27 protein-coding genes are annotated in these 21,731 nt (G+C 58.0%); 16 read left to right on the top strand and 11 right to left on the bottom strand.

The features are described 5' to 3' along the window. Complete coding sequence (locus EJL02_RS02925; RefSeq protein ID WP_125114903.1) at positions 1-744, bottom strand: ABC transporter ATP-binding protein; 744 nt, start codon at positions 742-744, stop codon at positions 1-3. 282 nt (positions 745-1,026) lie between these two features. Between EJL02_RS02925 and EJL02_RS02920 the strand changes: the two genes are divergently transcribed. Next, entirely contained in the window at positions 1,027-1,734 is a 708-nt protein-coding gene (locus EJL02_RS02920; RefSeq protein ID WP_125114902.1) for a LytR/AlgR family response regulator transcription factor, read from the top strand. Between the two features lie 3 nt (positions 1,735-1,737). Next, a complete protein-coding gene (locus EJL02_RS02915) occupies positions 1,738-3,039 on the top strand; it encodes a sensor histidine kinase (RefSeq protein ID WP_125114901.1) in 1,302 nt (433 codons plus the stop codon). Between the two features lie 59 nt (positions 3,040-3,098). Here EJL02_RS02915 and EJL02_RS02910 read toward each other — a convergent pair whose 3' ends face one another. From EJL02_RS02910 to EJL02_RS02875, 8 genes are all read right to left on the bottom strand, one after another. Continuing rightward, positions 3,099-3,563 (bottom strand): GNAT family N-acetyltransferase, encoded by a 465-nt coding sequence (locus tag EJL02_RS02910; RefSeq protein WP_125114900.1) that lies wholly within the window; start codon positions 3,561-3,563, stop codon positions 3,099-3,101. Then, positions 3,529-3,954 carry an SRPBCC family protein gene (locus EJL02_RS02905; protein WP_125114899.1) on the bottom strand — a complete coding sequence of 142 codons (426 nt, stop codon included), beginning with the start codon at positions 3,952-3,954 and terminating at the stop codon, positions 3,529-3,531. The genes EJL02_RS02910 and EJL02_RS02905 overlap by 35 nt, the downstream gene beginning before the upstream one ends. Before the next feature lie 4 nt (positions 3,955-3,958). Beyond that, positions 3,959-4,516 (bottom strand): DUF3795 domain-containing protein, encoded by a 558-nt coding sequence (locus EJL02_RS02900; RefSeq protein WP_125114898.1) that lies wholly within the window; start codon positions 4,514-4,516, stop codon positions 3,959-3,961. Continuing rightward, the gene (locus EJL02_RS02895) at positions 4,513-5,148 is read right to left on the bottom strand and encodes a GyrI-like domain-containing protein (RefSeq protein WP_125114897.1); all 636 of its coding nucleotides are present in this window, start codon (positions 5,146-5,148) and stop codon (positions 4,513-4,515) included. Before EJL02_RS02895 ends, EJL02_RS02900 begins: the two co-directional genes overlap by 4 nt. 2 nt (positions 5,149-5,150) lie before the next feature. Then, entirely contained in the window at positions 5,151-5,474 is a 324-nt protein-coding gene (locus tag EJL02_RS02890) for a TfoX/Sxy family protein (RefSeq protein ID WP_125114896.1), read from the bottom strand. Between the two features lies 1 nt (position 5,475). After that, a complete protein-coding gene (locus EJL02_RS02885; RefSeq protein WP_125114895.1) occupies positions 5,476-6,387 on the bottom strand; it encodes a helix-turn-helix transcriptional regulator in 912 nt (303 codons plus the stop codon). A gap of 157 nt (positions 6,388-6,544) precedes the next feature. Beyond that, positions 6,545-7,297 carry a DUF3169 family protein gene (locus tag EJL02_RS02880; protein WP_125114894.1) on the bottom strand — a complete coding sequence of 251 codons (753 nt, stop codon included), beginning with the start codon at positions 7,295-7,297 and terminating at the stop codon, positions 6,545-6,547. After that, positions 7,294-7,509, bottom strand: coding sequence for a helix-turn-helix transcriptional regulator (locus EJL02_RS02875; protein ID WP_125114893.1), 216 nt, complete (start codon positions 7,507-7,509; stop codon positions 7,294-7,296). Before EJL02_RS02875 ends, EJL02_RS02880 begins: the two co-directional genes overlap by 4 nt. 213 nt (positions 7,510-7,722) lie before the next feature. On the opposite strand from EJL02_RS02875, the gene EJL02_RS02870 reads away from it, so the two are divergent. The 5 genes from EJL02_RS02870 to EJL02_RS02850 all read left to right on the top strand — a co-directional run bounded on the left by EJL02_RS02870 (position 7,723) and on the right by EJL02_RS02850 (position 12,720). Then, on the top strand, positions 7,723-8,421 hold the full coding sequence (locus EJL02_RS02870; protein WP_125114892.1) for a response regulator transcription factor: 699 nt from the start codon (positions 7,723-7,725) through the stop codon (positions 8,419-8,421). Continuing rightward, complete coding sequence (locus EJL02_RS02865; RefSeq protein WP_125114891.1) at positions 8,421-9,644, top strand: sensor histidine kinase; 1,224 nt, start codon at positions 8,421-8,423, stop codon at positions 9,642-9,644. Before EJL02_RS02870 ends, EJL02_RS02865 begins: the two co-directional genes overlap by 1 nt. Before the next feature lie 60 nt (positions 9,645-9,704). After that, entirely contained in the window at positions 9,705-10,400 is a 696-nt protein-coding gene (locus EJL02_RS02860) for an ABC transporter ATP-binding protein (RefSeq protein ID WP_125114890.1), read from the top strand. Next, positions 10,384-12,231: an ABC transporter permease gene (locus EJL02_RS14320; RefSeq protein ID WP_206426938.1), complete on the top strand. Its 1,848-nt coding sequence runs from the start codon at positions 10,384-10,386 to the stop codon at positions 12,229-12,231. The genes EJL02_RS02860 and EJL02_RS14320 overlap by 17 nt, the downstream gene beginning before the upstream one ends. Positions 12,232-12,300: 69 nt before the next feature. Further along, complete coding sequence (locus EJL02_RS02850; RefSeq protein ID WP_164510243.1) at positions 12,301-12,720, top strand: ABC transporter permease; 420 nt, start codon at positions 12,301-12,303, stop codon at positions 12,718-12,720. Between the two features lie 57 nt (positions 12,721-12,777). Here the strand turns inward: EJL02_RS02850 and EJL02_RS02845 are convergent, their stop codons facing one another. Next, positions 12,778-13,161 carry an ABC transporter permease gene (locus EJL02_RS02845; protein WP_243114383.1) on the bottom strand — a complete coding sequence of 128 codons (384 nt, stop codon included), beginning with the start codon at positions 13,159-13,161 and terminating at the stop codon, positions 12,778-12,780. Positions 13,162-13,293: 132 nt separating this feature from the next. Between EJL02_RS02845 and EJL02_RS02840 the strand changes: the two genes are divergently transcribed. The 8 genes from EJL02_RS02840 to EJL02_RS02805 all read left to right on the top strand — a co-directional run bounded on the left by EJL02_RS02840 (position 13,294) and on the right by EJL02_RS02805 (position 20,850). Continuing rightward, positions 13,294-13,596 (top strand): hypothetical protein, encoded by a 303-nt coding sequence (locus tag EJL02_RS02840; protein ID WP_125114888.1) that lies wholly within the window; start codon positions 13,294-13,296, stop codon positions 13,594-13,596. Positions 13,597-13,927: 331 nt separating this feature from the next. Then, positions 13,928-14,644 carry a FadR/GntR family transcriptional regulator gene (locus tag EJL02_RS02835; RefSeq protein ID WP_125114887.1) on the top strand — a complete coding sequence of 239 codons (717 nt, stop codon included), beginning with the start codon at positions 13,928-13,930 and terminating at the stop codon, positions 14,642-14,644. A 270-nt stretch (positions 14,645-14,914) separates the two neighbouring features. Beyond that, on the top strand, positions 14,915-16,162 hold the full coding sequence (locus EJL02_RS02830) for an enolase C-terminal domain-like protein (protein ID WP_125114886.1): 1,248 nt from the start codon (positions 14,915-14,917) through the stop codon (positions 16,160-16,162). Between the two features lie 17 nt (positions 16,163-16,179). Next, positions 16,180-17,211, top strand: coding sequence for a TRAP transporter substrate-binding protein (locus EJL02_RS02825; RefSeq protein ID WP_125114885.1), 1,032 nt, complete (start codon positions 16,180-16,182; stop codon positions 17,209-17,211). After that, positions 17,195-17,683 (top strand): TRAP transporter small permease, encoded by a 489-nt coding sequence (locus tag EJL02_RS02820; RefSeq protein ID WP_125114884.1) that lies wholly within the window; start codon positions 17,195-17,197, stop codon positions 17,681-17,683. Before EJL02_RS02825 ends, EJL02_RS02820 begins: the two co-directional genes overlap by 17 nt. Positions 17,684-17,686: 3 nt before the next feature. After that, positions 17,687-18,970, top strand: a complete 1,284-nt coding sequence (locus EJL02_RS02815) for a TRAP transporter large permease (RefSeq protein WP_125114883.1) — start codon at positions 17,687-17,689, stop codon at positions 18,968-18,970. 32 nt (positions 18,971-19,002) lie between these two features. Beyond that, positions 19,003-20,046: a zinc-dependent alcohol dehydrogenase gene (locus EJL02_RS02810; RefSeq protein ID WP_125114882.1), complete on the top strand. Its 1,044-nt coding sequence runs from the start codon at positions 19,003-19,005 to the stop codon at positions 20,044-20,046. A 30-nt stretch (positions 20,047-20,076) separates the two neighbouring features. Beyond that, the gene (locus tag EJL02_RS02805; protein ID WP_125114881.1) at positions 20,077-20,850 is read left to right on the top strand and encodes an SDR family NAD(P)-dependent oxidoreductase; all 774 of its coding nucleotides are present in this window, start codon (positions 20,077-20,079) and stop codon (positions 20,848-20,850) included. A 212-nt stretch (positions 20,851-21,062) separates the two neighbouring features. Here EJL02_RS02805 and EJL02_RS14085 read toward each other — a convergent pair whose 3' ends face one another. Then, positions 21,063-21,230 carry a hypothetical protein gene (locus EJL02_RS14085; protein WP_164510242.1) on the bottom strand — a complete coding sequence of 56 codons (168 nt, stop codon included), beginning with the start codon at positions 21,228-21,230 and terminating at the stop codon, positions 21,063-21,065. Positions 21,231-21,320: 90 nt separating this feature from the next. Here EJL02_RS14085 and EJL02_RS02800 point away from each other — a divergent pair, with 90 nt between their 5' ends. Further along, a complete protein-coding gene (locus tag EJL02_RS02800) occupies positions 21,321-21,527 on the top strand; it encodes a helix-turn-helix domain-containing protein (RefSeq protein WP_125114880.1) in 207 nt (68 codons plus the stop codon). The last annotated feature ends 204 nt before the right edge of the window (positions 21,528-21,731 follow it).

The raw sequence follows: 21,731 nt of genomic DNA, 5'->3' as shown, positions 1-21,731 counted from the left end.
TCACTCCTTGCCCATTTCGCGGATGGCGTCCAGCAGCAGATCCTGAAAGGCGCTCCGCCCGAGCGTGCCCCTGTCCAGCGCCTGCCACACCACGCCGTCACGGAGGATGACGACCCGGTCACAGAAGGATGCGGCAAACGAGTCATGCGTCACCATAAAGATCGTCGCGCCCAATGCGGCTTTGGCCTGTTCAAAGGAGCGGATGACCGCGCGCGAGGACTTGGAGTCCAGATTGCCGGTCGGCTCGTCGGCGAGGATGAGCAGCGGGTGGTTGATCAGCGCGCGTGCCACAGCCGTGCGCTGCTTTTCGCCGCCGGAGATTTCTGCCGGGTATTTGTCCCGGATGGCGGCAATGCCGAACACGTCGCAAAGCTGGTCCGCACGGTTTTCTGTTGCCTCGGAAACCGTGCCGCCGATGATGGCAGGCAGCAGGATGTTCTCCCGGACGGTCAGCCCGTCGAGCAGCAGGAACTCCTGAAACACGAAGCCCAGCTTTCGGTTGCGCACCATGGCCAGCGTGTCCTCGTCCAGCCGGGCGAGTTCGGTGTCGCCCAGCAGGATGCTGCCGTGATCCGCGGGGATATAGCAGGAGATGCAGTTGAGCAGCGTGGTTTTGCCCGAACCGGACGGCCCCATCACGGCGACAAACGCGCCTTCGTCCACCGTGAGGGACACCCCTTTGAGCACTTCATAGGTGGCGTTTCCCACCTGATAGGATTTGTGTAAGTCTTTGACGGTCAGCATAGCGACCCCTTCCTTTCTGCATTGGCATATCGCCGGGCTGGTGTCCGGCACTTCTGCTTTCAGCGTACCGTATGGCAGGGGAGCGGGCAAACTGCCCCGTCATTTTCCACGCCAAAACGGGAAAGTTTAGGGACGCTTCGTTCCAACTTGTCATAATCGGCGGATTTGCTGTCAAGTTTGGTTTGATGAAAACGGGCAGCCGTGGTAGAATAGCCCCAGTGACCATGACGGCATGAAAAAAGCCCCGCCTTGCGGCAGGGCAGAGGGAATGGGGGTATAGGGATGCTGCGGATCGGCATTTGTGATGATGTATCGGATGCCAGACTGGCGCTCCAGTCCGCGCTCGAGCGGGTGTTGGAGCGGCGGTGTGAGGCGCAGTTTTTTGCTTTTTCGTCCGGCGAAGGGCTGCTGCAATGGCTGGAGCGGCACGCAGGGGAGCTGGATCTGGTGTTTTTGGATATCGAGATGGGGCAGCTGGACGGCATGGAGACCGCCAGACGGCTGCGCGCGGCTGACCCGGATCTGCAACTGGTGTTTGTCACCGGCTATGCCGAGTACGTGTTCGACGGGTACAGCGTCGGCGCGCTGGGCTATCTGCTCAAGCCGCCGAAACCGGAACAGATCGAGGATATTCTGAACCGGGCGCAGGCGGCGCTGTGCCGGGGCATGGAACACACCTTTGTTTGCCGCAATGGAGATACGCATTACCGCATCCCGGTCGGCCGCATTCTGTATTTTGTCTCCGACCGGCGCAAGGTGACTTGCGTCACGCCCGAAAGAGAATACACCTTTTACAGTAAACTCGATCAGGTGGCGGCAGAGGTCGACGGCTTTGTTCGGCTTCACCAGCGCTATCTGGCGCGCGCGGCGGCGGTCGAGCGGGTGGAGGGCAGTGAGGCAGTGCTGGCAGACGGCACACGGCTCCCAATCAGCCGTGCCTGTTTCGCAGACGCGCTGCTGGCGCTGACCCGTGCGGAACTGGAGGGATAGCCAATGGGGGAGCGGCTTTTGGAGTGGCTCACGCAGCTGGTGAGCAATGGGGCTTGGGTGGCGCTGATTCTGTTCAATGGGTGGCTCATCTACCGTCTGGCGTGCCCTTTTTTGTCGATCCGGGGAAAAGGCTGGGGCGCGCTGCTGCTTTTGCTGTTTGCCGGCAGCAGCGGTATGGTGATCTGGGTGGGCGACCCCAACCTGCTCTATACGCTGCCGTTTTTTCTGGCGGCGTTTTTCGTGTGCACCCGCGGCGACCGCATCGGGCGGCTGACAATGTGTCTGATCTTTTTCTGCCTTGTGATGTCGGTTTGCGCCATGCTGGACACCTATTTGCAGTATGTGCAGGGATATGATGTGTTGACACGGCTGCTGCGGTCTGTCGCGTTCGGCGGACTGTATCTTGCGCTGCGTCACCGTCTACCGCAGGAGCCGGTGGTTTTATCTGCAGGACTGTGGCGGCTGATGCTGGGTCTAGCGGTGATGCCGTTTTGCGCATTGGTGGCTGTGGTGCTGCTGACGTATAATAAATATCTTTCTTCTGCCGCCTATACGCAGGCGATGAATCTGGGTTTGGTTGTGCTGCCCTTTGTGCTGTTGACCGCGGTCATGCTGCTGCGGGCGGTATTGGTGATGTTAGACCATGAAAAGCTGGAGCAGGCAAGTCGCTTGGCTTCGGTGCGTGAGGTGTATTATCAGGGCTTGCAGCGGCAAGTGCAGCAGGTGCGCACGCTGCGCCATGACCTGCGAAATCATATGACGGTGATCCGTGTGCGGCTGGAACAGGGCGACACGGACGGGGCGCTTCATTATCTGGATGCGCTTTCGGCGTCCCCTGCCTTGCAGGGCGCACAGCGCATGTGCGAGAATGAAATCGCAAATGCTGTGCTGACCGCCAAGGCGGAAGCCATGCGGCAGGCAGGAATTACACCGGATTTTGCCGTTGCGCTGCCGGAGCCGCTGCCGCTTTCCGATACCGATCTCTGTGCCTTGCTGGGCAATGCGCTCGACAACGCGATGGAAGCGGCTGTGCGGGCAGAAGAGAAAACGGTCATCGTTCGGTGCAAGGTGCACAAAGGGCTGTTCATGCTGCGGGTGAAAAATACTTTGGATGGGGAAGTGCTGCCCGGATTGCCAACAACCAAGGAAGACTCATCCGCGCACGGACTGGGGCTGCCCAGTATGCGGGAGGTCGCTTTGCGCAACGGCGGTACATTGCAGGTCGGCGCGAAAGATGGATGGTTTGAACTGCTGATCTGTATTCCGGTTGCGAAAGCCGGACAGTGCCCCCGGATGATAGGGTAAAAAGATGGACAAATCAAAGTAAGCCCGGATGAAGTATCTTCATCCGGGCTTACTTTGATTCACGCTTGTCTGGTAGGCTTCCGCTTCAGGATTAGTTCTTGGACGGGATGGCCGAACGCCTCAGTCAGCCGTCCCTCCGTAAAGCCTAAATGCTTGTAAAACGCCCGCGCCGCCTGTCCATCCGGGTCGTCCTCCCGATAGGTGGTTACGGTGATGCCTTGGTCTGCATCCAGCTGTGTCAGCATGTGGGTCACCAGCTGCTGCGCGACATGCTGCCGTCGGCAGGCTGGGTCAACCGCCAGAAAGCACAGTTCGCCCGTTTCCTTGGAAAACAGTAAGATGCCGACGATACGATCTGCATCAATCGCGCAGATAGCTGAGGACTGCGCAATAAAGTGCAGCACGGTTACCCGGTGTTCGGCGATAGCTTCAGTGGTCTCTAAGCCGGGAAAGACATCTCGCACCTGCTCCACCAGCGTCATCCAAGCGTCAATGTCCTGTGCTTGTGCCAGCCTGATTTCCATGGTCAAGTTCCTTTCGCAAATCGTCCAGATACAGCTTCTGCTGCCGTTTCAGATATCCGGGAACAAAAGGGCGCATCCACCAGTGCTTGGCGTTCACGGTTTCGGTGCAGGTCAGCCGGGCGCCGTCCGCTGTTGCCTCGAAGATGCCCTCCCAAGAGCCGGACATGTTGTTATTCTCCATGGTAAAGGCCCAACGGTAGGGAGGCTCTAAGGCAATAACCGTAAAATTGGTGGTATAGCCGCTTTTGGTGTGTTCGATGAAGTGGGTTTCGTCCACGACCTCTACCCGCTCAAGGTCGCTGCGCCACGCGGTGCAGGTGAGGTCGGTTACCGTCTGCCACACCCGTTCCACCGAGCAGGAAAAGTGGACTGTTACCTTGGAAGTTGACATGCGATCACCCCTTTTTCGGTTTTTTGTTGAGCTTTAGTTTGATGCCCTGACGGTCAGCCGTTTTCTGCAGCAAGTCCACAGCGGCAAGCGCGCGTTCTTTGATGGATTTTCCGGTCAGCTCTGGCCGGCTTTCCAACGCATTCATCACGGTGAGCAGTTCTTCGAGCGGCAGCAGATAGACTGCTGTGGTGAAAAGCGTTTTGCGGCGACCGTCGTTGTAATGGGCCAGAAGTTCATCTAAAATCGTCCGCTTTTCGGCTTGCCGCGCAACGAAGGCCTCCAACCCTAGTTCGCGGGCCTGAACGATATCCTGCCGTCGGTTCCGATGAGGGGCAAAGGAATCACCGTCGTCAAAGCCCTCGTAGCGGGAGCAGGGGTATTCCGGGCATTCCCAGCAAAACTGTATTTCACCGTGCTCGAGGGAGCAGTGGGCAATCGCGCAGCTTTGATTGCCCACTCCGCCGCCGCAGCCGGGACAGTAGCCGCCCAAGTGCATGGTGCACAGACCGCATTGCAGCCCACACAGCGAAAAACGGGTTTCTGTTCGTGTAAAACCTTTCATGTTATCCTCCTGACCGGCTGCCGGATCACGGTTCTCAGCCGCTCCGGCTTGCACCGCCGTACATCGCTTAAATAAATCTCGTGGTGAAAGCGGTTTTCTCCGAAGTCCGTCGCGTAGCCCTGCGCTTCGGCGTATTGCTCCATGGCGGCCACGGTGGCGGGTTCGTCATCATAGGGGCCGATGTGCATGCACTGGACGCATAGTCCTTCCTGCCACGAGAAAAACTCTACCGAGGAGAAATCCTGCTGCTTTTTCTCCGTTGCTTTCCGGACTGCCCAGTCAAAGGCTGCTTTTGTCACAAACTCCGGCAGCCGGATGAGCGAGATCCACTGAAAATCCTTTTTGCGCGCGTAGTCTACGCCTTGGATGCCATCCTGCCACCACAGTCCTTCCAGCGGCGGCACCACATAGTCAAAGTACCCTTCCAGCTTGTGTTTGCCCATCTTGCTCATCTTGATGGTGAACGCCACGGCATAGAGCATGCCGATGGCCTGCTTGTATGCGCCGCCCTCCTCGTTGGGGTCGCCTTGCCCACGCACCGCCAGAAAGTTTATGACGGGTATGGAGACAATGCCCGGCGCTTTGGGCGGCAGATAGAATTCCTTGTACTCTTTCTTGTAGTCAAAAGCCATGATCATTTCCTCCGCTTTTTCAGCAGCTGCTCCCGAAGCGCCAGACAGGTGAGACGAGTAAGCGCGGTCAAGGTGTCCCGGTCGTCCACATCCTCTACCCAGATGTAATCCTTTGCTCCCTCGTAGGGCGGGGCTTTGGGCAGGCTTGGGAACGCCGCTTCTCCCTGTGGCGTAATCTTCACAAAAAGCTGGTCGTCACAGATAACGGCGAAGAACATATCGTCGCAGTAAAGACCGTATTCGCCGAACATCTTCCGGCTGCGAATTACGCCGGCCTCCCGCAGCTGTTCGGCCACAAAGTTTACAAAATCCCGATGAGATGCCATGCTAATCCCTCCTTCGGTAACGGTCAGCCAAAGTTTGGGCCAACGCCCCCAACCGGTCCCGCAGCTCTTTCGGCTCCAGCAGCTCTGCATTGTCTCCAAAGGTCAAGACCCAGCTGAGGACGCTGTCCGCGTCCGGAAAGCCGCCGGTAAAACACAGCCAGCTGTCCGACGCCACGGTGAAGCGGTCCGCACCGTATTCCTCCACCAGCCGCCAGCGGCATGCCGGATCAAAGCGGACAGTGACCTGATACTTTGCTGGAAAGATGCGCTCCGGTTCCAGATTGGGCAAGGGGGCGGAACGAGGAACAAAGGGCTCACCAGAGGCAAGGTCCGTCATGCGGTTCAGCTTAAAGAGGCGGAAATCCTGCCGCAGTCCGCACCAGCCCCACACATACCACGCCGACCAGTGGAACACCAGATAGTAAGGCTCGACGGTGCGCTCAGATTCCCCCTTGGGCGAGAAATAGGTAAAGCGGATGGTGCGGTGCTGTTCGATGGCATGCTGGATGCGTTCAATTTTTGGCGGCAAACTGGTCTTATACCAAGAGGAAAGATCGATGAGCATATGGGCACCGCCGGGCACCAGCCCGCTCGTCCCGGCGGACAGCTTTTCCATCAGCTGTGCGTAGCGGCGCGTTCCGCTGACGCTGTCCAGACTGCGTAAACCTGCGAGGATGGCTTGCATCTCCGGTGCGGTCAGTACGGTGCGATCCACGCGGTAGCCTTCCAGAATGGAGATGCCGCCGCCCGCGCCCTGCGTGGTGGCGATGGGGATGCCCGCCCGGCACAGGGATTCGATGTCCCGCTGGATGGTCCGGCGGGACACCTCGAAGTGTGCCGCGAGCTCCGGGGCGGTGACCTTGTCCCGCTGAAGCAGCAGGGACAGAATGCCGATCAGCCGATCCATTTTCATCACGCCACCGCCTTTCTTTGCTTGTATTATAGCACAGGAACGCGACAGCTGTGTGTCATGTTTGCCGGAGAAAGGCGGCAGAAAGTAGAAACAAAACGAAAGCGGCGGAACCGGGTGTGGTTCCGCCGCTTCGGCTTTGTTCGGGCAGGGGGCAGGCTTACCGCGCGCCTTTCTTTTTGCCATGATCCAGGTGATAGGCCATGCATTGGTAGCTGAGTTGCTGCGCCAGCCAGAGCAGGCCGACCAGTAGAACCCAGCCGGGCTGGACCATTTTGCTGCTGGACAGGAAGAACAACAGTAGCATCGCAATGGGGAAAATGGTGGACATCAGGCGAAAGCAGAAATAGCTGCACTGGCCGATCTTCTGCTGTTCAGCTTCGTCGCAGCTTTGATACCAGTCCTTCTGAAATTTGGTGTCGAACACGTTGCCGCGCTTTTCCGGATGGATGGCCTTGGTGGCTTTGACCGTGACCGCCTGCAGCGCAACGATCCAAACCAAGTGCACGAGGGTATGTACCATGAACAGAATGGCGACCGGCCCGGCAAGCATGGCGTGACCGCTGATGCCGAGCGCGATAAACAGCAGCACCATGCAGACGCCGGATAGAATGAGCGCCAGACAAAGCCGCCGGTCGGCTTCTTCAAATGCGTGGTCGTTCGCTTCGGCCTGCGGCAGCAGCGACTTCGCACGGAAAAAATAAACCGTACCGACCGCCAGCAGCAGATAGCCGGGGGCAAACCACCATAGGCCGGGCGCTGCAAGGGTGCGGTTGAACGCGTTCAGGGCGGCAAACAGATCGTTCTCTGCCGCGCCGACGTACCAGCCGCCGATGGCGCCCAGCGCGGCGCAGACCAGCATACCCACGGCAAAACGAATGTAAATAGTCGATTTTTTGCGTTCCTTGGTCATTTCTCTTCCTCCTCTTCAGTCAGGTAAAACACCTGCTCCACGGTTGTCTCAAAAACCTGTGCAATGCGCAGCGCCAGCGTGATCGACGGGTTATAGTCGCCGCGCTCGATCAGGCTGATGGTCTGGCGGGAGGCTCCGACCAGCGAGCCCAAGCTCTGCTGATTGAGGCCCTTGGCCGCCCGCAGTTCCTTCAAGCGATTTCCAAGCGGCATCGCGTCCTCTCCTTTCTGACAAATATCCATGTCAGGATGACAACTATCATTGTCACATATAGTGTAACATTGACAAGGATTGTTGTCAATAGAAAGATGAGAGGATACCGCACCTTTTGGGAAAACCTTTGCCTTACAATTTCGTAAGCCGGCGCAAAACGGGTGCCGGGTATGCTATAATGACGTCAGCAACCTGGAATGGAGGGGATTTTCGTGAACCAACTGCTGTTGCTGGAGGATGACCGGAGTCTGGTCGACGGCCTGACGTATTCGCTGCAAAAGAACGGTTTTGCGGTCGAGGTGGTGCGCACGGTAGCCGAGGCGCGGGCGCGCCTGCCCGAGATCGGCCGGTTCGATCTGCTGATTCTGGATGTGACGCTGCCGGACGGCACGGGTTTTGCGGTCTGCGAAGCGGTGCGCGCAGCAGGCAGTGCTGTACCCATTTTGTTTTTGACCGCGTCCGATGAGGAGGTAAACATCATCCGCGGGCTGGACTGCGGTGGGGACGATTACCTGACCAAGCCGTTCCGGCTGGGCGAGCTATGCTCGCGTATTCGGGCGTTACTGCGCCGGGCGGGCAGGGCGACAGCGGCGCAGGGGCAGTATTTGCAGAGCGGCGCACTCAAAATCGACCTGCTGGGCAGCCGTGTGACGTTGGATGGCCGACTGCTCGAGCTGACCGGCGCGGAATACCGGCTGCTTTGCCTGCTGGTGCGCAATGCCGGGCGCGTGATGACGCGCGAAAGCATCCTGCGTGCGCTGTGGGATGACGGCGGGGACTTTGTGGATGATAACACGCTGTCGGTTTATGTGCGTCGGCTGCGCGAAAAGGTCGAGGACGATCCGTCCCAACCGCGCCGTCTGCGCACGGTGCGCGGGTTCGGCTACCAGTGGAAGGAGGAGGGGACATAATGTGCGACCGACAGGTACGGCAGTTTGTGATGTTCCTGCTGTTGTTTGCGGCGCTGCTGCTTGCAGTAGGGATGATGCTTGGTACGGCATATAGTCACGCAGCGCGGGCGCTGTATCTTACCCGCAGCGCCGAGATCGCGTCCGCACTGCTCGAACAAGGCGTGTCTGAGTCTGTCGTAGCAACCGCGCTGCAAAGTGACAGCACGACCCAAGAGGGTACACATTTGCTCGACTTACTTGGTATGACCGAGCAGACGCCCGCTGCCTTGCTGCCGACGCTGGGCGCATTTCGGTGGATGATGAACGGCGCGGTGCTAGCTGTGTGTGCCGCGCTTGTTTGTTTTCTGTTTGTCGGGACGCTTTGCTTTTTGCGTACGCGCCGGGCACAGTATGACCGCGCGGCGCAAATCGTGCGCCGCTATCTGGACGGTGACTTTTCCATTTGGCTGCCGCAGAACCGCGAGGGCAGCTTGTTCCAGCTGTTCGCGGCGGTTGAGCAGCTGGCGACGGTATTGCAGGCCAAGCAACAGGCTGAACGGCAGGCCAAGGAACAGCTCAAGACGACGATTTCAGACATTTCGCACCAGCTCAAGACGCCGCTCGCGGCCATGATGATGTATCAGGAGATCCTTGCGGATGAGCCGGAAAACACCGCCGTCGTGCGGGAGTTTGCCGTAAAAATGGGTGCATCGCTGCGCCGCATGGAAGGGCTCATCCAGATGCTGCTCAAGATTGCGCGGCTGGATGCGGGCAGCGTCCGGTTTGTGCGGCAGGAGGTCACAGTGGCCGCGCTCGTACAGCGTGCGGTACAGGATCTGACAACGCGCGCACAGTGCGAGGGTAAGACCATCCGTATGGAGGGGGAGCTGGCACAGCGGTTTGCCTGCGACCCGGCATGGACAGCGGAGGCCGTCGGCAATCTCGTCAAAAACGCGCTCGACCACACCGAACAAGGTGGCAGCGTCTGTGTTTCGTGGTCGTGCACGCCTGTACTGCTGCAAATTAAGGTCGAGGACGACGGTTGCGGTATTGCGCCTGAGGATATTCACCATATTTTCAAGCGGTTTTACCGCAGCGAACGCACATTGGACACGCCCGGCGTTGGATTAGGGTTGCCGCTTGCCAAGGCAATCACAGAGGGGCAGGGCGGATTGCTTTCCGTGCAGAGCGAGCCGGGGCAAGGCGCGGCGTTCACGATTTCCTTCCCGCTTACACAATCGTAAGGTGAAATTCACCCGCCTGTAAAGCGCGCGTGGTAGAGTGTAAGCAAGGAGGTTTCTGATATGGAGATTTTGAGAGTAGACGACTTGTGCAAGACCTATGGGCAGGGGGAGACGAGGGTGGATGCGCTTCGTCATGTTTCGTTTTCGCTCGAAAAGGGTACGTTCGCCGCGGTGGTGGGTGAGTCCGGTTCGGGCAAATCGACGCTGCTCAACTGCATCGGTGCGTTGGACACACCGACGTCCGGCCACATCGAGATGGATGGACAGGATCTGTTCGCTATGCGTGAGGAGGCGCGCACGATTTTCCGGCGGCGCAGTATTGGCTTTATCTTTCAGTCGTTTCATCTGATCGGCGAGCTTGACGTCGAGCAAAATATTGCATTTCCGCTGCTGCTTGATTACCGCAAGCCCGATCCGGCGGCGGTCGACGAGATTCTCGACCTGCTGGGTCTGGCTGATCGGCGGCACCACCTGCCCAGCCAGTTGTCCGGCGGACAGCAGCAGCGCGTCGCGATTGGCCGCGCGCTCATCACCCGGCCCAAGCTGATTCTGGCCGACGAACCGACCGGCAATTTGGACAGCCGCAATAGTCAGGACGTGATGGCGCTGCTGACGCAGGCGTCCCGCCGCTATCAGCAGACCATTCTGATGATCACGCACAACTGGCATCTGACAACCGGTGTCGACCGCGTCCTGCAGGTGTCCGACGGCGTGCTGACCGATCTGGGAGGGACGACCGATGAAGCATTATCTTGATTTGGTGCCGGTTTCGGCGCGGGTACACCAGCGGCAGAGCCGATTGACAAGACTCTGCATTGTGCTGTCTGTTTTTCTGATTGCGGGCATTTTCGGTATGGCCGATATGGAGGTCCGCAGCATGACGCAGCGGACGATTCTCGAGCAGGGCGCGTGGCACGCGGCGTTTCCCGGGCTGAACGACCGGCAGCAGAGCCTGATCGCCCAGCGCGCTGAAATCGAGACGAGCAGCCGTTATATTGTGACCAACTACAACCTCGATCTGGAATATCAGGTTGGCGGCGTCAAAACCGGGATCTGCGGCATGGACGAGGATATGCTGACGCTGTATCCCGCGCTCGAGATCGAGGACGGCACGTTTCCGCAGACCGAGACCGAAGCACTTGCAACAAAGGATATGAAAATCCAGCTCGGTTTGTCGGTGGGTAACACGATTACGCTGCAAACGCCGACCGGGACATTGCCGGTTACACTGTCCGGCTTTACAGGCAACAACCCGCTGCTGTCGCAAAGCGGGGCGTATGCATTGTTTTTCAATGTCGAGGGGTATCGGACGCACTTTATGCCCGACACCAAGCCGGAGGATTTTATGCTCTATGTCGCCTTTGCGCCGCACTGCCGCATTCCACAGGCGATCGACGAGATCTGCGCGGAGTATGGGCTGGACGAAACGCGGGTGCAGCAGAACAAAGAACTGTTAACGCTGACACTGCAAACGGATGACTCTGCCATGCTGCGGCTGTACCTGATCGCAGCGGTGCTTGCGGTGCTGGTCGTCGCGGCGGGCATTTTGATGATCGCGGGCAGTTTGAACAGTAACGTCGCGCAGCGGACTGAGTTTTTCGGCATGCTGCGCTGCCTCGGCGCGACGCCCCGACAGGTCAAACGGCTGGTGCGGCGCGAAGCGCTGCAATTATGCGTCGGCGCGATCCCGGCGGGGTTGGCACTCAGCGTTGTGACGATCTGGGGTCTGTGCGCCGTGCTGCGGCAGGCCAGCGACTTCTATTTCGGCGACATGCCGGTGGTTGCGGTCAGCTGGGTCAGCTTGATATGCGGTACGGTGATTGGCCTTGTGACCGTGCTGCTCGCTGCGCGCGCCCCGGCGCGCCGGGCGTCGCGCGTGTCGCCGCTGACGGCGGTTTCCGGCAACGCCGCGCCTGGCATTGCCTGCGGCAAGGCGGTGCGCGCGGGGCGCGTGCCGGTCGAAGTTAGGCTCGGCGTGCACCATGCGCTGCACAGCCGCAAGAACATCCTGCTGATGACCGGTTCGTTTGCGTTCAGTATCATCCTGTTTCTGGGCTTCAGCCCGACGCTCGACTTCATGCAAAACGCGGTCAAGCCGCTGCAGCCGTACACACCGGATGCGTCGGTGTTGAGCAAGGACGACAGCTGCAACGTGCCCAAGGCGCTCGCGCAGCAGATCAGCGAGCTGCCCTTTGTCGAGCGAGCGTTCGGCCGCAGCTTTGCCTATGACCTGCCGGGGCAGGTGGCGGGCGAGTCGGTCAACATCATGCTGGTCTCCTTTGAGGACAACCAGTTCGGCTGGGCGGAGGATATGGTCAGGGAGGGGGACTTGCAGGCCGCGCGGGACGGCACAGGCGTGCTGCTGTTTTGCAAAGAGGGCAGCGGTTATCAACCGGGCGATACGGTCGTGTTCGACACGCCGCAAGGCGAAAAAACGCTCCCGGTCGCTGCGACGCTGAACTATACGCCGTTTGCAACCAGCTCGGACACAGTCATCTGCTCGGAAAGCCTGTTTACCGCCATCACTGGCCAAAGCGATTACACGATCATCGATGTGCAGCTGCGACACGGCAAGACCGACGAGTAGGTCGAGCAGATTCGGCTGCTCGCGGGCAGCGACTATGCCTTTTCCAACCGCCTGCTGAGCAACAGCGAGGTGCGCGGCACCTATTACGCCTTCGCGCTGTTTTTCTACGGTTTTCTCGCGCTGATTGCGCTGATTACCGTGCTCAACATCGTCAACAGCATTTCGATGAGCGTGTCCGCACGCATGAAGCAATACGGCGCGATGCGCGCCATCGGTATGAGCAGCCGTCAGCTGCTGCGCATGGTCGCGGCCGAAACGCTGACCTATGTGGCCTGCGGCATCGTCGTGGGCTGCGCCGCCGGTATCCCGCTCAACCGGTTCAGCTTTGAAAATATGATCACACCGAACTGGGGTAACTCATGGTACATGCCGTGGGGAGCGCTGGGGGTGATCCTACTGGTCATGCTGCTGGCTGCGTGGCTTGCCATCTGCAGCCCGGCGCGGCGCATCCGGGAGATGTCGGTCGTGGATACGATCAGCGCGCAATAACCAGACAAAGCCCGTCCGCCGGTTCCCGGCGGACGGGCTTTTTGCCGCATAACATTGCTATTCTTCTGTCGCTTCCCGCCGCTGCATATACCGGATGGAAAGCACTGCAAACAGCACGGTGTATGCCGCGCAGGTGAGCAGGAAGGGCGCAAGCGTGAGCGTCATCTCCGGGGTGTTCGCGCGCATGCCGAGGGAGAGCAGTGAATAGGGGAAAGCGTAGCTCCAGCCCTGTCCGAGAACCAGCAGGCCGAAAATCTCGCCGATGCAGGCCTGCGCCAGCTCTGAAATGCTCGCCGTAAGCAGCAGTTTGGCCAGATACAGGTCGCGGATGGGGACGGGCGCGGTTATCAGACTGTTCCAGTTGTGGTCGGTGTGCGCCAGTCGCCACTGCCAGGTGCAGAACACACCCGAACTGGGCAGGCAGGAAAAACATCGCAGCAAACAGTGTGTGCCTGGTCCATAGGCTGTACCAACCGCTTTGCAATGTGTCCAGATTAGCAAGGTATTTTCCCATGCCGAGCGTGGCGGGGAACAGCGGCAGGATCAGGAACGCGATCCAGACCGACGGCCTTTGTGCGCCGCGTGACGGCGGATTTTCTCGACGGCGGGCTGGCCGAGGGCCTTTTCGTCGGGGTCGATCTGCCAGATGCGGCGCTGCCCAAGATTGAAGCGGACGAGTTCCTGCTGCGGCGCGAGGTCAACAACCTGCTGACCAACTGCGTGCGGCACAACGCGACCGGCTGTGCCATCCGCATCGGCGGACGCGCCGAGGCAAAGCAGGTCGTACCGCTGCGAGCTGTGGCTGACCGCTATGTGCTGATTGGCGATAAGCTGGTTCGGTTTTTTGTGTTCTGTAGACAACCATGCGGACAATGAAACAAGGCGAAACTACTGCTGTTTGTCGAATGGTATGCAATCTTTTTGTGACAAAACATGTGCATGCAGAGAAAAGATAGAGGTTTGCATATTGGAAATGCCCTATGCTAAAAATGATATTGGGGAAACAGGAGGCCATGTAACACGGCGCCAAAATTGACAAAGAAATCGTTTCTGCGTATAATTATTACAAAAGAAATGATGGCTTAGGGCAGCTTTCACCGAACAGAGACCCGTGCGTCCGGCGCGCTGAAGCGCGTTTCCGGGTGGGTGCTTCCCAATCCCGGCAGTATACGGGGAAAGCAATGCCAAGGCAGGGAGGCGCTTTTGGATGATTACGCGCAGCAATGTGACAGAGCAGGTTGTGCAATATTGTAAGGACAACATTAACGCAGGAAACTGGAAGGTCGGCGAGAAGATCCCGTCGGAAAACCAGCTGACCGAGATCCTCGGCGTCAGCCGCGCAAGCGTGCGCACGGCGCTGCAGCACCTGATCGGGCTGGGCGTGCTCGAGAGCCAACACGGCAAGGGCACGTTCCTGCTGGAAAATCAGGTGGACGAGAAAACAGAGAGCGAATATAAGATCACCTCGGAGGACTGCAAGGACATTGTCAAGGTGCTCGAGTTCCGTCGTATCATTGAGAGCGAGGCAGCAAGGCTGGCCACGCAGCATGCGACTCCGGCGCTGCTGGAGAAACTGCAGGAATATCTGGACGTCATGGCCGCCAACAAGGGGCCGGAGGCACAGGAGGAGTTCGTTACCGCCGATATGCAGTTTCATGAGGCGATCTGCGCGGCCACGCAGAACCCCATTCTTGAAAAAAGCGTATCCAAGGTGTTCGACGAGACGCGGCGCAACCACTCGCAGTTGCGCTCATTGTTCGGCTATCGCGATGGTGTGTATTACCACACGCTGATCCTGAGCGCGATCCGGTCGGGTGATGCGGATGCCGCGCACGACCTGATGTTCGAGCATATGCAGAACGCGATCGATAAACTCCAGACGCGCACCGGCCGGGACGGCCAGAAAAAACCCGCGAACAAGTAAGACAAGGCGCCGCGGCACAGGGAAAGGATCCCTGCCGCGGCGCTGTTTTGTGCATATTAGACATAAGTGGTGATAAAGTGTTGTGAAAAACGCAGGAAATGCTTTTTGGGGCGATTTATTTCCAAAAATGGTGTTGACAAATGGTCGAAGCGGACTATACTAAGAGCATAACTTGTCCGACAAGTTCAAGGAAAAAGAGCGACTATCTTTATTTTAGTGGCCAAACTTGTTAGACGTCAAACAAGTAAGGCGGTAAGAGAGGAGAACACGATGGTAGTAAAAATCGAAAAGGTTCGTGTGATCTGCACAGCGCCGGAGGGAATCAATCTGGTGGTGGTCAAGGTGGAGACCAACCAGCCCGGCCTGTACGGCCTGGGATGCGCGACCTTTGCCTACCGGCATCTGGCGGTCAAGACCGTGGTGGAAGAGTACCTCGACCCGCTGCTGCGTGGACGGGACGCGGAAGCCATTGAAGAACTCTGGCAGCTGATGCACCAGAACGCCTACTGGCGCAATGGTCCAATCAGCAACAACGCGATTTCGGGCGTGGATATGGCGCTGTGGGACATCAAGGGCAAACTGGCCGGCATGCCGCTGTACCAGCTGTTCGGCGGCAAGTGCCGCGAGGGCGTGCCGGTTTACCGGCATGCGGACGGCCGCGATCTGGAGGAATTGTGCGACAACATCCTGCGTTTTAAGGAAATGGGCCTGCAGACCATCCGCTGCCAGTGCGGCGGTTACGGCGGCGACAGCTACGGCGTCATCCCGGCCACTGCGCCGGAAAACGCGCCCAAGGGCATTTATCTGGACGCGCGGCAGTACATCCGAGACACGGTCAAGCTGTTCGAGGGTATCCGCGCCAAGATCGGCTACGATATCAACTTGGTGCATGATGTGCACGAGCGTATCGCGCCGGTGGAAGCGATCCGTTTGGCGCGGGCACTCGAGCCATACGACCTGTTTTTCCTGGAAGATCCGGTCTCGATCGAGCAGACCGCCTGGCTGCGCGAACTGCGCCGCCAGACCTCGATCCCGATTGCCGAGGGCGAGCTGTTCAACAATCCGGCTGAATGGAAAACACTGATTACCGAGCATCTGATCGACTTTATCCGTGTCCACATCAGCCAGATTGGCGGCATTACCCCGGCCCGCAAGCTGCAGATCTTCGCGGAGCAGTTCGGCGTGCGCACGGCATGGCACGGCCCGGGTGATATGTCCCCGCTGGCGCATGCCGCCAACATCCACATCGACCTTGCCGCCCAGAACTTCGGCGTGCAGGAGTGGAGCGGTATCGAACCGCCCAATTTCGTCATTCAGGAGCTCAAGGGCCCGCATGGTGCGCTGCTTGAGGTATTCCCCGGCCTGCCTGAATACCGCGACGGCTATGTCTACGCCAACGATAAGCCGGGTCTGGGCGTCGATTTGGATGAAAAGGAAGCGGCAAAGTATCCCTGTGAGAACACTGTCACGACCTGGACGCAGACGCGCAAGCGTGACGGCTCGTTACAGACACCTTGACAGGAGGGGAGACTGCGATGAGTAAAAAAGGCATTGCTGCCATTGTGACCTGTGTCGCGCTGGTCTGCGCGGCAGGCGCCATCTGGCAGGACGCGAAACCCATCCATTGGCCGGAGGGCACCGTGACGCTGCGCATGGCGCAGACTTCATCAGAAACCGGTGCGATCGGACAGGAAATGAACCGGTTTGCCGACCTGATTTACGAACGTACGGACGGCAAATATAAGATCGAGGTATATCACAACGGTCAGCTTGGCGCCGAGATCGACACGATCGAGGGCTGCCAGATGGGCTCGATCGACATTTCGGTCGTTAACCAGTCAACGCTGGGCAACTTCATCCCGGAGTTTCAGGCGCTCGACATCCCCTATCTGATCACCTCGAACGAACAGGCTGACAAGGTGTTCATGGGCGAGATTGGACAGGAGTTCCTCGACAAGCTGTCCACTGTACAGCTGCAGGGCCTGGGCATCTGGGAGTCCGGCTTCCGCAACCTGACCAACAGCAAGGTCGACGTCAACTCGATTGACGACGTGCAGGGTCTCAAGATCCGCACGATGGAAAACATGATCCACATCAATTTCTGGCGTGAGATGGGCACGGATGCGACGCCGATGGCGTGGGGCGAGGCCTACACCGCCATGCAGCAGGGTGCGCTCGACGGGCAGGAAAACCCCTGCACGGTCATCCTGACCAACAACGTTGCGCAGGTCAATGACCGCCTGGCAATCACCGAGCACGCCTATTCGACGGTATTTCTGATCGTCAGCCCGCGCACCTGGGCGAGCTTTGACGAGGAAACTAAGCAAATCTTTACCGAAACCGCGATGGAATGCGGCATCCACGAGCGCGAGGTCAACCGGCAGATGGACAAGGAAGCGATCACCGAACTGCAGGAGCAGGGCATGACCGTGACCTATCCGGACAAGCAGGGCTTTATCGACGCCGGCGCCGCGCTCTATGAAGAGTGGGAAGAGCAGTTCGGCGATGTCATGAGCCGCATTGAAGCGCTTGCAGTCGAGGGGGATGAAGATGAAAACGTTTCGTAACGCATTCCAGAAGGTGCAGAAGGTGTTTGACGCGCTGGTCAGCATCTGCCTGATCGCCATGATCGCGGTGGTATTTCTGCAGACCTTTTGCCGCTTTGTGATCTTTTACAGCCTGCCGTGGTCGGAGGAGCTGTCGCGCTACCTGTTCGTCGCGGTGATCGTGCTGGGCGCCAATCTGGCGATCACGCGTAAAATGTTCGTGCGCATTGAGATCATCGACAACTACCTCAAGGGCGGCGCGGCGACCGCGCTGCTGCTGGTGCGCAAATTTGTCGCGATTTTTGTCAACACCGTATTTGTTTACGGCAGCTATAAGTTGATGCAGATCGGCAGCTATCAGACCAGTCCGGCCATGGGTATCCCAATGGATTTTCTGTATGCGATTATCCTGGTCGGTTACCTGATGAACGTGCTGGCCAGCATTGTCGACGTGTATGAATTCTGCACGGAACAGAAAAAGGAGGCGACCTGATTTATGGAAACGGCAGCGATTGCATTGGTTATTGTTTTGATTGTTGCAATGGCACTCGGCCTGGAGATCAGCTGGTCGCTGGGTCTGGCGTGTGCGGTGGCTGTGCTGCTCGATCCCAAGCTGACGTTTGTCGTGCTGGCGCAGCGCATCTTCGCAAATTCCAACAGTTTCTCCATGCTGGCCATCCCGGCGTTCATGCTGGCCGGCGACGTAATGAGTAAGGGCGGTCTGTCAAAACGCCTGGTTGCATTTGCTGACTCGCTGGTCGGCTGGATCTCGGGCGGCATCTCGCTCGTGTCGATCGTCGCTTGCACATTCTTTGCCGCGATTTCCGGTTCGTCGGTCGCAACGACCGCAGCCATCGGCGGCCTGATGTACCCCGAAATGGTCAAGCGCGGCTATCCTGAGGATTATGCCGCAGCTGTGCAGGCCATTGGCGGCACGCTGGGCATTGTCATTCCGCCCAGCATCGTTATGGTCATTTACGGCAACATCACCGGTGTGCCGGTCGGTGAACTGCTGATGGCAGGCATGCTCCCGGGCATCATCTGCTGCGTGTTCCTGTGCCTGTGGGCGTTTATCAAGGCAAAGCGCAGCAATTTCCCCAAGGCCGATCACTTCTCGTTCAAGCGCTTCCTGACCTCGTTCAAGGATGCGATCTGGGCACTGATTATGCCGATTATCATTTTGGGCGGCATCTATGCCGGTATCTTTACCCCGACTGAGTCTGCTGTTGTCGCAGTGGTGTACGGCCTGTTAGTGTGCCTTGCGATCTACCGTGAGATCACGCTCAAAAGTGTTTGGTCGATCATCAAGAGCACGGCCGTCGGTACCTCCAATCTGATGATTCTGGTCGTCACCGCGCAGATGTTCGGCTGGCTGATCTCCTATTATCAGATCCCGCAGTTCGTCACCGAGATCATGGTCTCCAACGTATCGAGCGTGGCGATGTTCTGGGCGATCGTTATTGTGCTGCTGTGCATCTGCGGTATGTTCCTCGAGGTCGGTGCAACCAACCTGATCCTTGCCCCAATCCTCGCTCCGATTGCAGTAGCGTTTGGTATCGACCCGATTCAGTTCGGTCTGGTGTTCGTGTTCTTGCTGGCGATGGGACAGGCGACGCCGCCATTCGGTACCTGCTTGTTTGTTTCCTGCGGCTTAAGCGGCCGCACCGTCGGCGGCATTTCCAAACAGGTGTTGCCGTTCGTGTTGGTGGAGATCGGCTGCGGTATTTTGTTTGCAATGATCCCCGCACTGTCCACTTTCTTGCCAAATCTGATTGCCTGACGGTAAGTTGTACATAAAAGGAGTAATGAATGATGAAAGAAACCATGCGCTGTGTCGTGATTCCGGAGCCGCACAAGTTTGAAGTGCGCGAGGTGCCGGTGCCCGAACTGCAAAACGAGGATGAAGTACTCATCCAGATGAAGTCGGCCGGTGTGTGCGGCAGCGACCATCACATTTATCACGGTCTCAATCCCTGCTCGACCTATCCGCGCATCCCTGGCCATGAAAACGCCGGCGTGATTGCTAAGGTGGGCGCGAATGTCAAAAATGTCAAGGTAGGCGACCATGTTATCGTTGACCTGATCCACACCTGCGGCACTTGCTATCAGTGCAAGATTGGTCGCAAGAACGTGTGCGAGCATGTTTCGGTGCGCGGCTCGGGCGCGGATGGCGGCTGGCGCGAGTACTTTACCGCACCCGCTTCCGAAGTGTATAAGATCGACGACAGTGTCGATTGGAAGGACGCGGCGCTGGTTGAGCCCTACGCGATCGGTGCGCACTGCACTGCCCGTGCGCGAATTGTCCCCGATGACACGGTGTTTATCCTCGGCACGGGCACGATCGGCTCGATCATCCTGCAGACCTGCAAGGCCAAGGGATGCAAGACCGTTATCTGCTGCGACATCGACGACGCTTCTTTGGAGCGCGCCAAGGCATACGGCGCGGACTACGTCATTAATTCCAAGACCGAGGATGTGCTGCTGCGCATTTCTGAGATCACCGAAGGCCATGGCGTCACGGTGGCGTTCGACTCGGCCTGCTTCCCGGGTTCGCTGACCATGTGCATGCAGCCGGGTATTCTGTGCAATGCCGGTCGTATGGTGCCGATGGGCTTCTCGACCGCCAAGGAGGAGATCACGCAGGCCATGATCAACCAGCGCGAGCTGGATGTGATCGGCTCGCGTATGTCCTGCTACCAGTTCGAGCCGACCATCGAGCGCATGGAGAAAAAAGCGTTCAACACCGAGGGCATCGCCACGATGTTCATCCCGTTCAGCCAGATCGAAAAGGTGTTCTACTACATGGATCATCCGTGCGCGGAGTCCAAGAAAATGGTCATCCTGTTTGACGAATAAACCATACAAAGCGAAAAGGAGCGTTTGAAAATGGCATACGATTACAAAACGATGTTTGATGTTTCTGGTAAGCATGCAATCGTCACCGGTGGCGCGCAGGGCCTGTCCCGCGGCATGGCCGAGGGTCTGCTCGAAAACGGCTGTAAGGTTGTGCTGATCGATATCCAGCAGGAAAAGCTGGAGGCGGTCTGCGAGGAATACCGCAAGATGGGATACGAAGCCTATGGTGTGTGCGGCAATCTGGCCGACCGAGCGCAGATCGACACCATCTTTGACAAGGCGATGGAGATTTTGGACGGCAAGCTCGACATCCTGATCCCGGCGGCCGGCGTACAGCGCCGTCATCTGCCCGAGGAGTTCCCGGTCGAGGAGTGGGATCTGGTGCTCAACATCAACCTCAATGCTGTGTTCCTGATGATCCAGAAGGCGCTGCGCATCATGCTCAAGCAGCCGACTGGCGGCAAGATCATCACGATCGGCTCGATGGTCACCTGGTTTGGCGGCACGACTGTCCCGGCTTACACCGCTTCCAAGGGCGCGGTTTCGCAGCTGACCAAGAGTCTTGCAGTTGACTGTGCGGGCCGCAACATCAATATCAACTGCATCTGCCCCGGCTATATGGATACCGAAATGTGCGCCAACATGACGCAGGCGCGCAAGGACGAGTGCACCGTCCGTATTCCGGCTGGCCGCTGGGGGACGCCGGATGACCTGAAGGGCCCGGTGCTCTTCCTTGCCTCTGCCGCATCGGATTACCTCAACGGCGCGACCATCCCGGTCGATGGCGGGTATCTGGTCAAGTAATCAGCGCGACATAGTGATTCTCTTTCTATAGCATTAGTGTGAAAATCATTTTTACACAAAATGCAAAAGCGGTGCGCCTGCGTATCATACGCGGGCGCATCGCTTTTTGTGCATGCAGATGATAAAGTCATGCGCAGGCCGGATTGCTGCGCGGCGATTTGGCAATTCCGATTGGTGTTCCGGCATAGCTTGCAGCAGCTTGTGTAGGCAGATCATTCCTTTTCCTCCTTTGTGCGATCGGGCAGCGGAACAACCCGCAACTCGGTCTCCGGCTCGCTGATATACAATTCCTCACATGCGCGCTGCGCTTCGATCAGTGTGTTGATCGCCTGCTCGGTCGCGCGGAATAGAGTGAGATACATTTCCTTGTAATCCGGCATAAAATCACCTCAAACTTATATTAACCTGAAATAGGTTAAAAGTAAATAACCTGTTTTAGGTTATGGCATACTCACCTTGAGGTGAACACCATGAACAGATTGCGAGACTTGCGGGAGGATGCCGACCTGAATCAGACACAGGTTGCTAAATTTTTAGGAATGTCACAAACCGGATATTCCAAATATGAGACCGGAGAAAACGATATTCCGACACAGGTTTTGATCAAACTGGCCGGGTTTTATAAAACTACGACGGATTACATTCTGGGAATTAGTGACCGTCGAGATCCAATGTGATTGCAAAGCGGTACGGGACACTCCGTATCGCTTTGCTGTTTTATGGGATTATAGTTCGCCTTCCATATACCGAATTAGATCATATTTCAGCACGCGAATTTGTCCTCGCTTGCCGATGCGGCGGCTGGGCAGCTCACCCGTCTGCAAAAGGACGGATTTCCGCCCGATTTCCCCGTACCGCACAGAAGAATGCACATTTTAGGT

It is taken from the genome of Agathobaculum sp. Marseille-P7918 (assembly GCF_900625105.1).
GTDB lineage: Bacteria > Bacillota > Clostridia > Oscillospirales > Butyricicoccaceae > Agathobaculum.
Note: the sequence above shows the minus strand (reverse complement) of the source record. Positions and strands in the feature narration are given on the sequence as shown.

Bases quoted from the DNA above. Each gene is read 5' to 3' on its own strand.
- EJL02_RS02885 (WP_125114895.1), bottom strand. From the start codon at position 6,387: ATGAAAATGGATCGGCTGATCGGCATTCTGTCCCTGCTGCTTCAGCGG.
- EJL02_RS14085 (WP_164510242.1), bottom strand. From the start codon at position 21,230: ATGCCGGATTACAAGGAAATGTATCTCACTCTATTCCGCGCGACCGAG.
- EJL02_RS02895 (WP_125114897.1), bottom strand. From the start codon at position 5,148: ATGGCTTTTGACTACAAGAAAGAGTACAAGGAATTCTATCTGCCGCCC.
- EJL02_RS02900 (WP_125114898.1), bottom strand. From the start codon at position 4,516: ATGAAAGGTTTTACACGAACAGAAACCCGTTTTTCGCTGTGTGGGCTG.
- EJL02_RS02880 (WP_125114894.1), bottom strand. From the start codon at position 7,297: ATGACCAAGGAACGCAAAAAATCGACTATTTACATTCGTTTTGCCGTG.
- EJL02_RS02875 (WP_125114893.1), bottom strand. From the start codon at position 7,509: ATGCCGCTTGGAAATCGCTTGAAGGAACTGCGGGCGGCCAAGGGCCTC.
- EJL02_RS02910 (WP_125114900.1), bottom strand. From the start codon at position 3,563: ATGGAAATCAGGCTGGCACAAGCACAGGACATTGACGCTTGGATGACG.
- EJL02_RS02905 (WP_125114899.1), bottom strand. From the start codon at position 3,954: ATGTCAACTTCCAAGGTAACAGTCCACTTTTCCTGCTCGGTGGAACGG.
- EJL02_RS02810 (WP_125114882.1), top strand. From the start codon at position 19,003: ATGAAAGAAACCATGCGCTGTGTCGTGATTCCGGAGCCGCACAAGTTT.
- EJL02_RS02925 (WP_125114903.1), bottom strand. From the start codon at position 744: ATGCTGACCGTCAAAGACTTACACAAATCCTATCAGGTGGGAAACGCC.
- EJL02_RS02865 (WP_125114891.1), top strand. From the start codon at position 8,421: ATGTGCGACCGACAGGTACGGCAGTTTGTGATGTTCCTGCTGTTGTTT.
- EJL02_RS02800 (WP_125114880.1), top strand. From the start codon at position 21,321: ATGAACAGATTGCGAGACTTGCGGGAGGATGCCGACCTGAATCAGACA.
- EJL02_RS02915 (WP_125114901.1), top strand. From the start codon at position 1,738: ATGGGGGAGCGGCTTTTGGAGTGGCTCACGCAGCTGGTGAGCAATGGG.
- EJL02_RS02815 (WP_125114883.1), top strand. From the start codon at position 17,687: ATGGAAACGGCAGCGATTGCATTGGTTATTGTTTTGATTGTTGCAATG.
- EJL02_RS02825 (WP_125114885.1), top strand. From the start codon at position 16,180: ATGAGTAAAAAAGGCATTGCTGCCATTGTGACCTGTGTCGCGCTGGTC.
- EJL02_RS14320 (WP_206426938.1), top strand. From the start codon at position 10,384: ATGAAGCATTATCTTGATTTGGTGCCGGTTTCGGCGCGGGTACACCAG.
- EJL02_RS02805 (WP_125114881.1), top strand. From the start codon at position 20,077: ATGGCATACGATTACAAAACGATGTTTGATGTTTCTGGTAAGCATGCA.
- EJL02_RS02835 (WP_125114887.1), top strand. From the start codon at position 13,928: ATGATTACGCGCAGCAATGTGACAGAGCAGGTTGTGCAATATTGTAAG.
- EJL02_RS02920 (WP_125114902.1), top strand. From the start codon at position 1,027: ATGCTGCGGATCGGCATTTGTGATGATGTATCGGATGCCAGACTGGCG.
- EJL02_RS02860 (WP_125114890.1), top strand. From the start codon at position 9,705: ATGGAGATTTTGAGAGTAGACGACTTGTGCAAGACCTATGGGCAGGGG.
- EJL02_RS02820 (WP_125114884.1), top strand. From the start codon at position 17,195: ATGAAAACGTTTCGTAACGCATTCCAGAAGGTGCAGAAGGTGTTTGAC.
- EJL02_RS02890 (WP_125114896.1), bottom strand. From the start codon at position 5,474: ATGGCATCTCATCGGGATTTTGTAAACTTTGTGGCCGAACAGCTGCGG.
- EJL02_RS02830 (WP_125114886.1), top strand. From the start codon at position 14,915: ATGGTAGTAAAAATCGAAAAGGTTCGTGTGATCTGCACAGCGCCGGAG.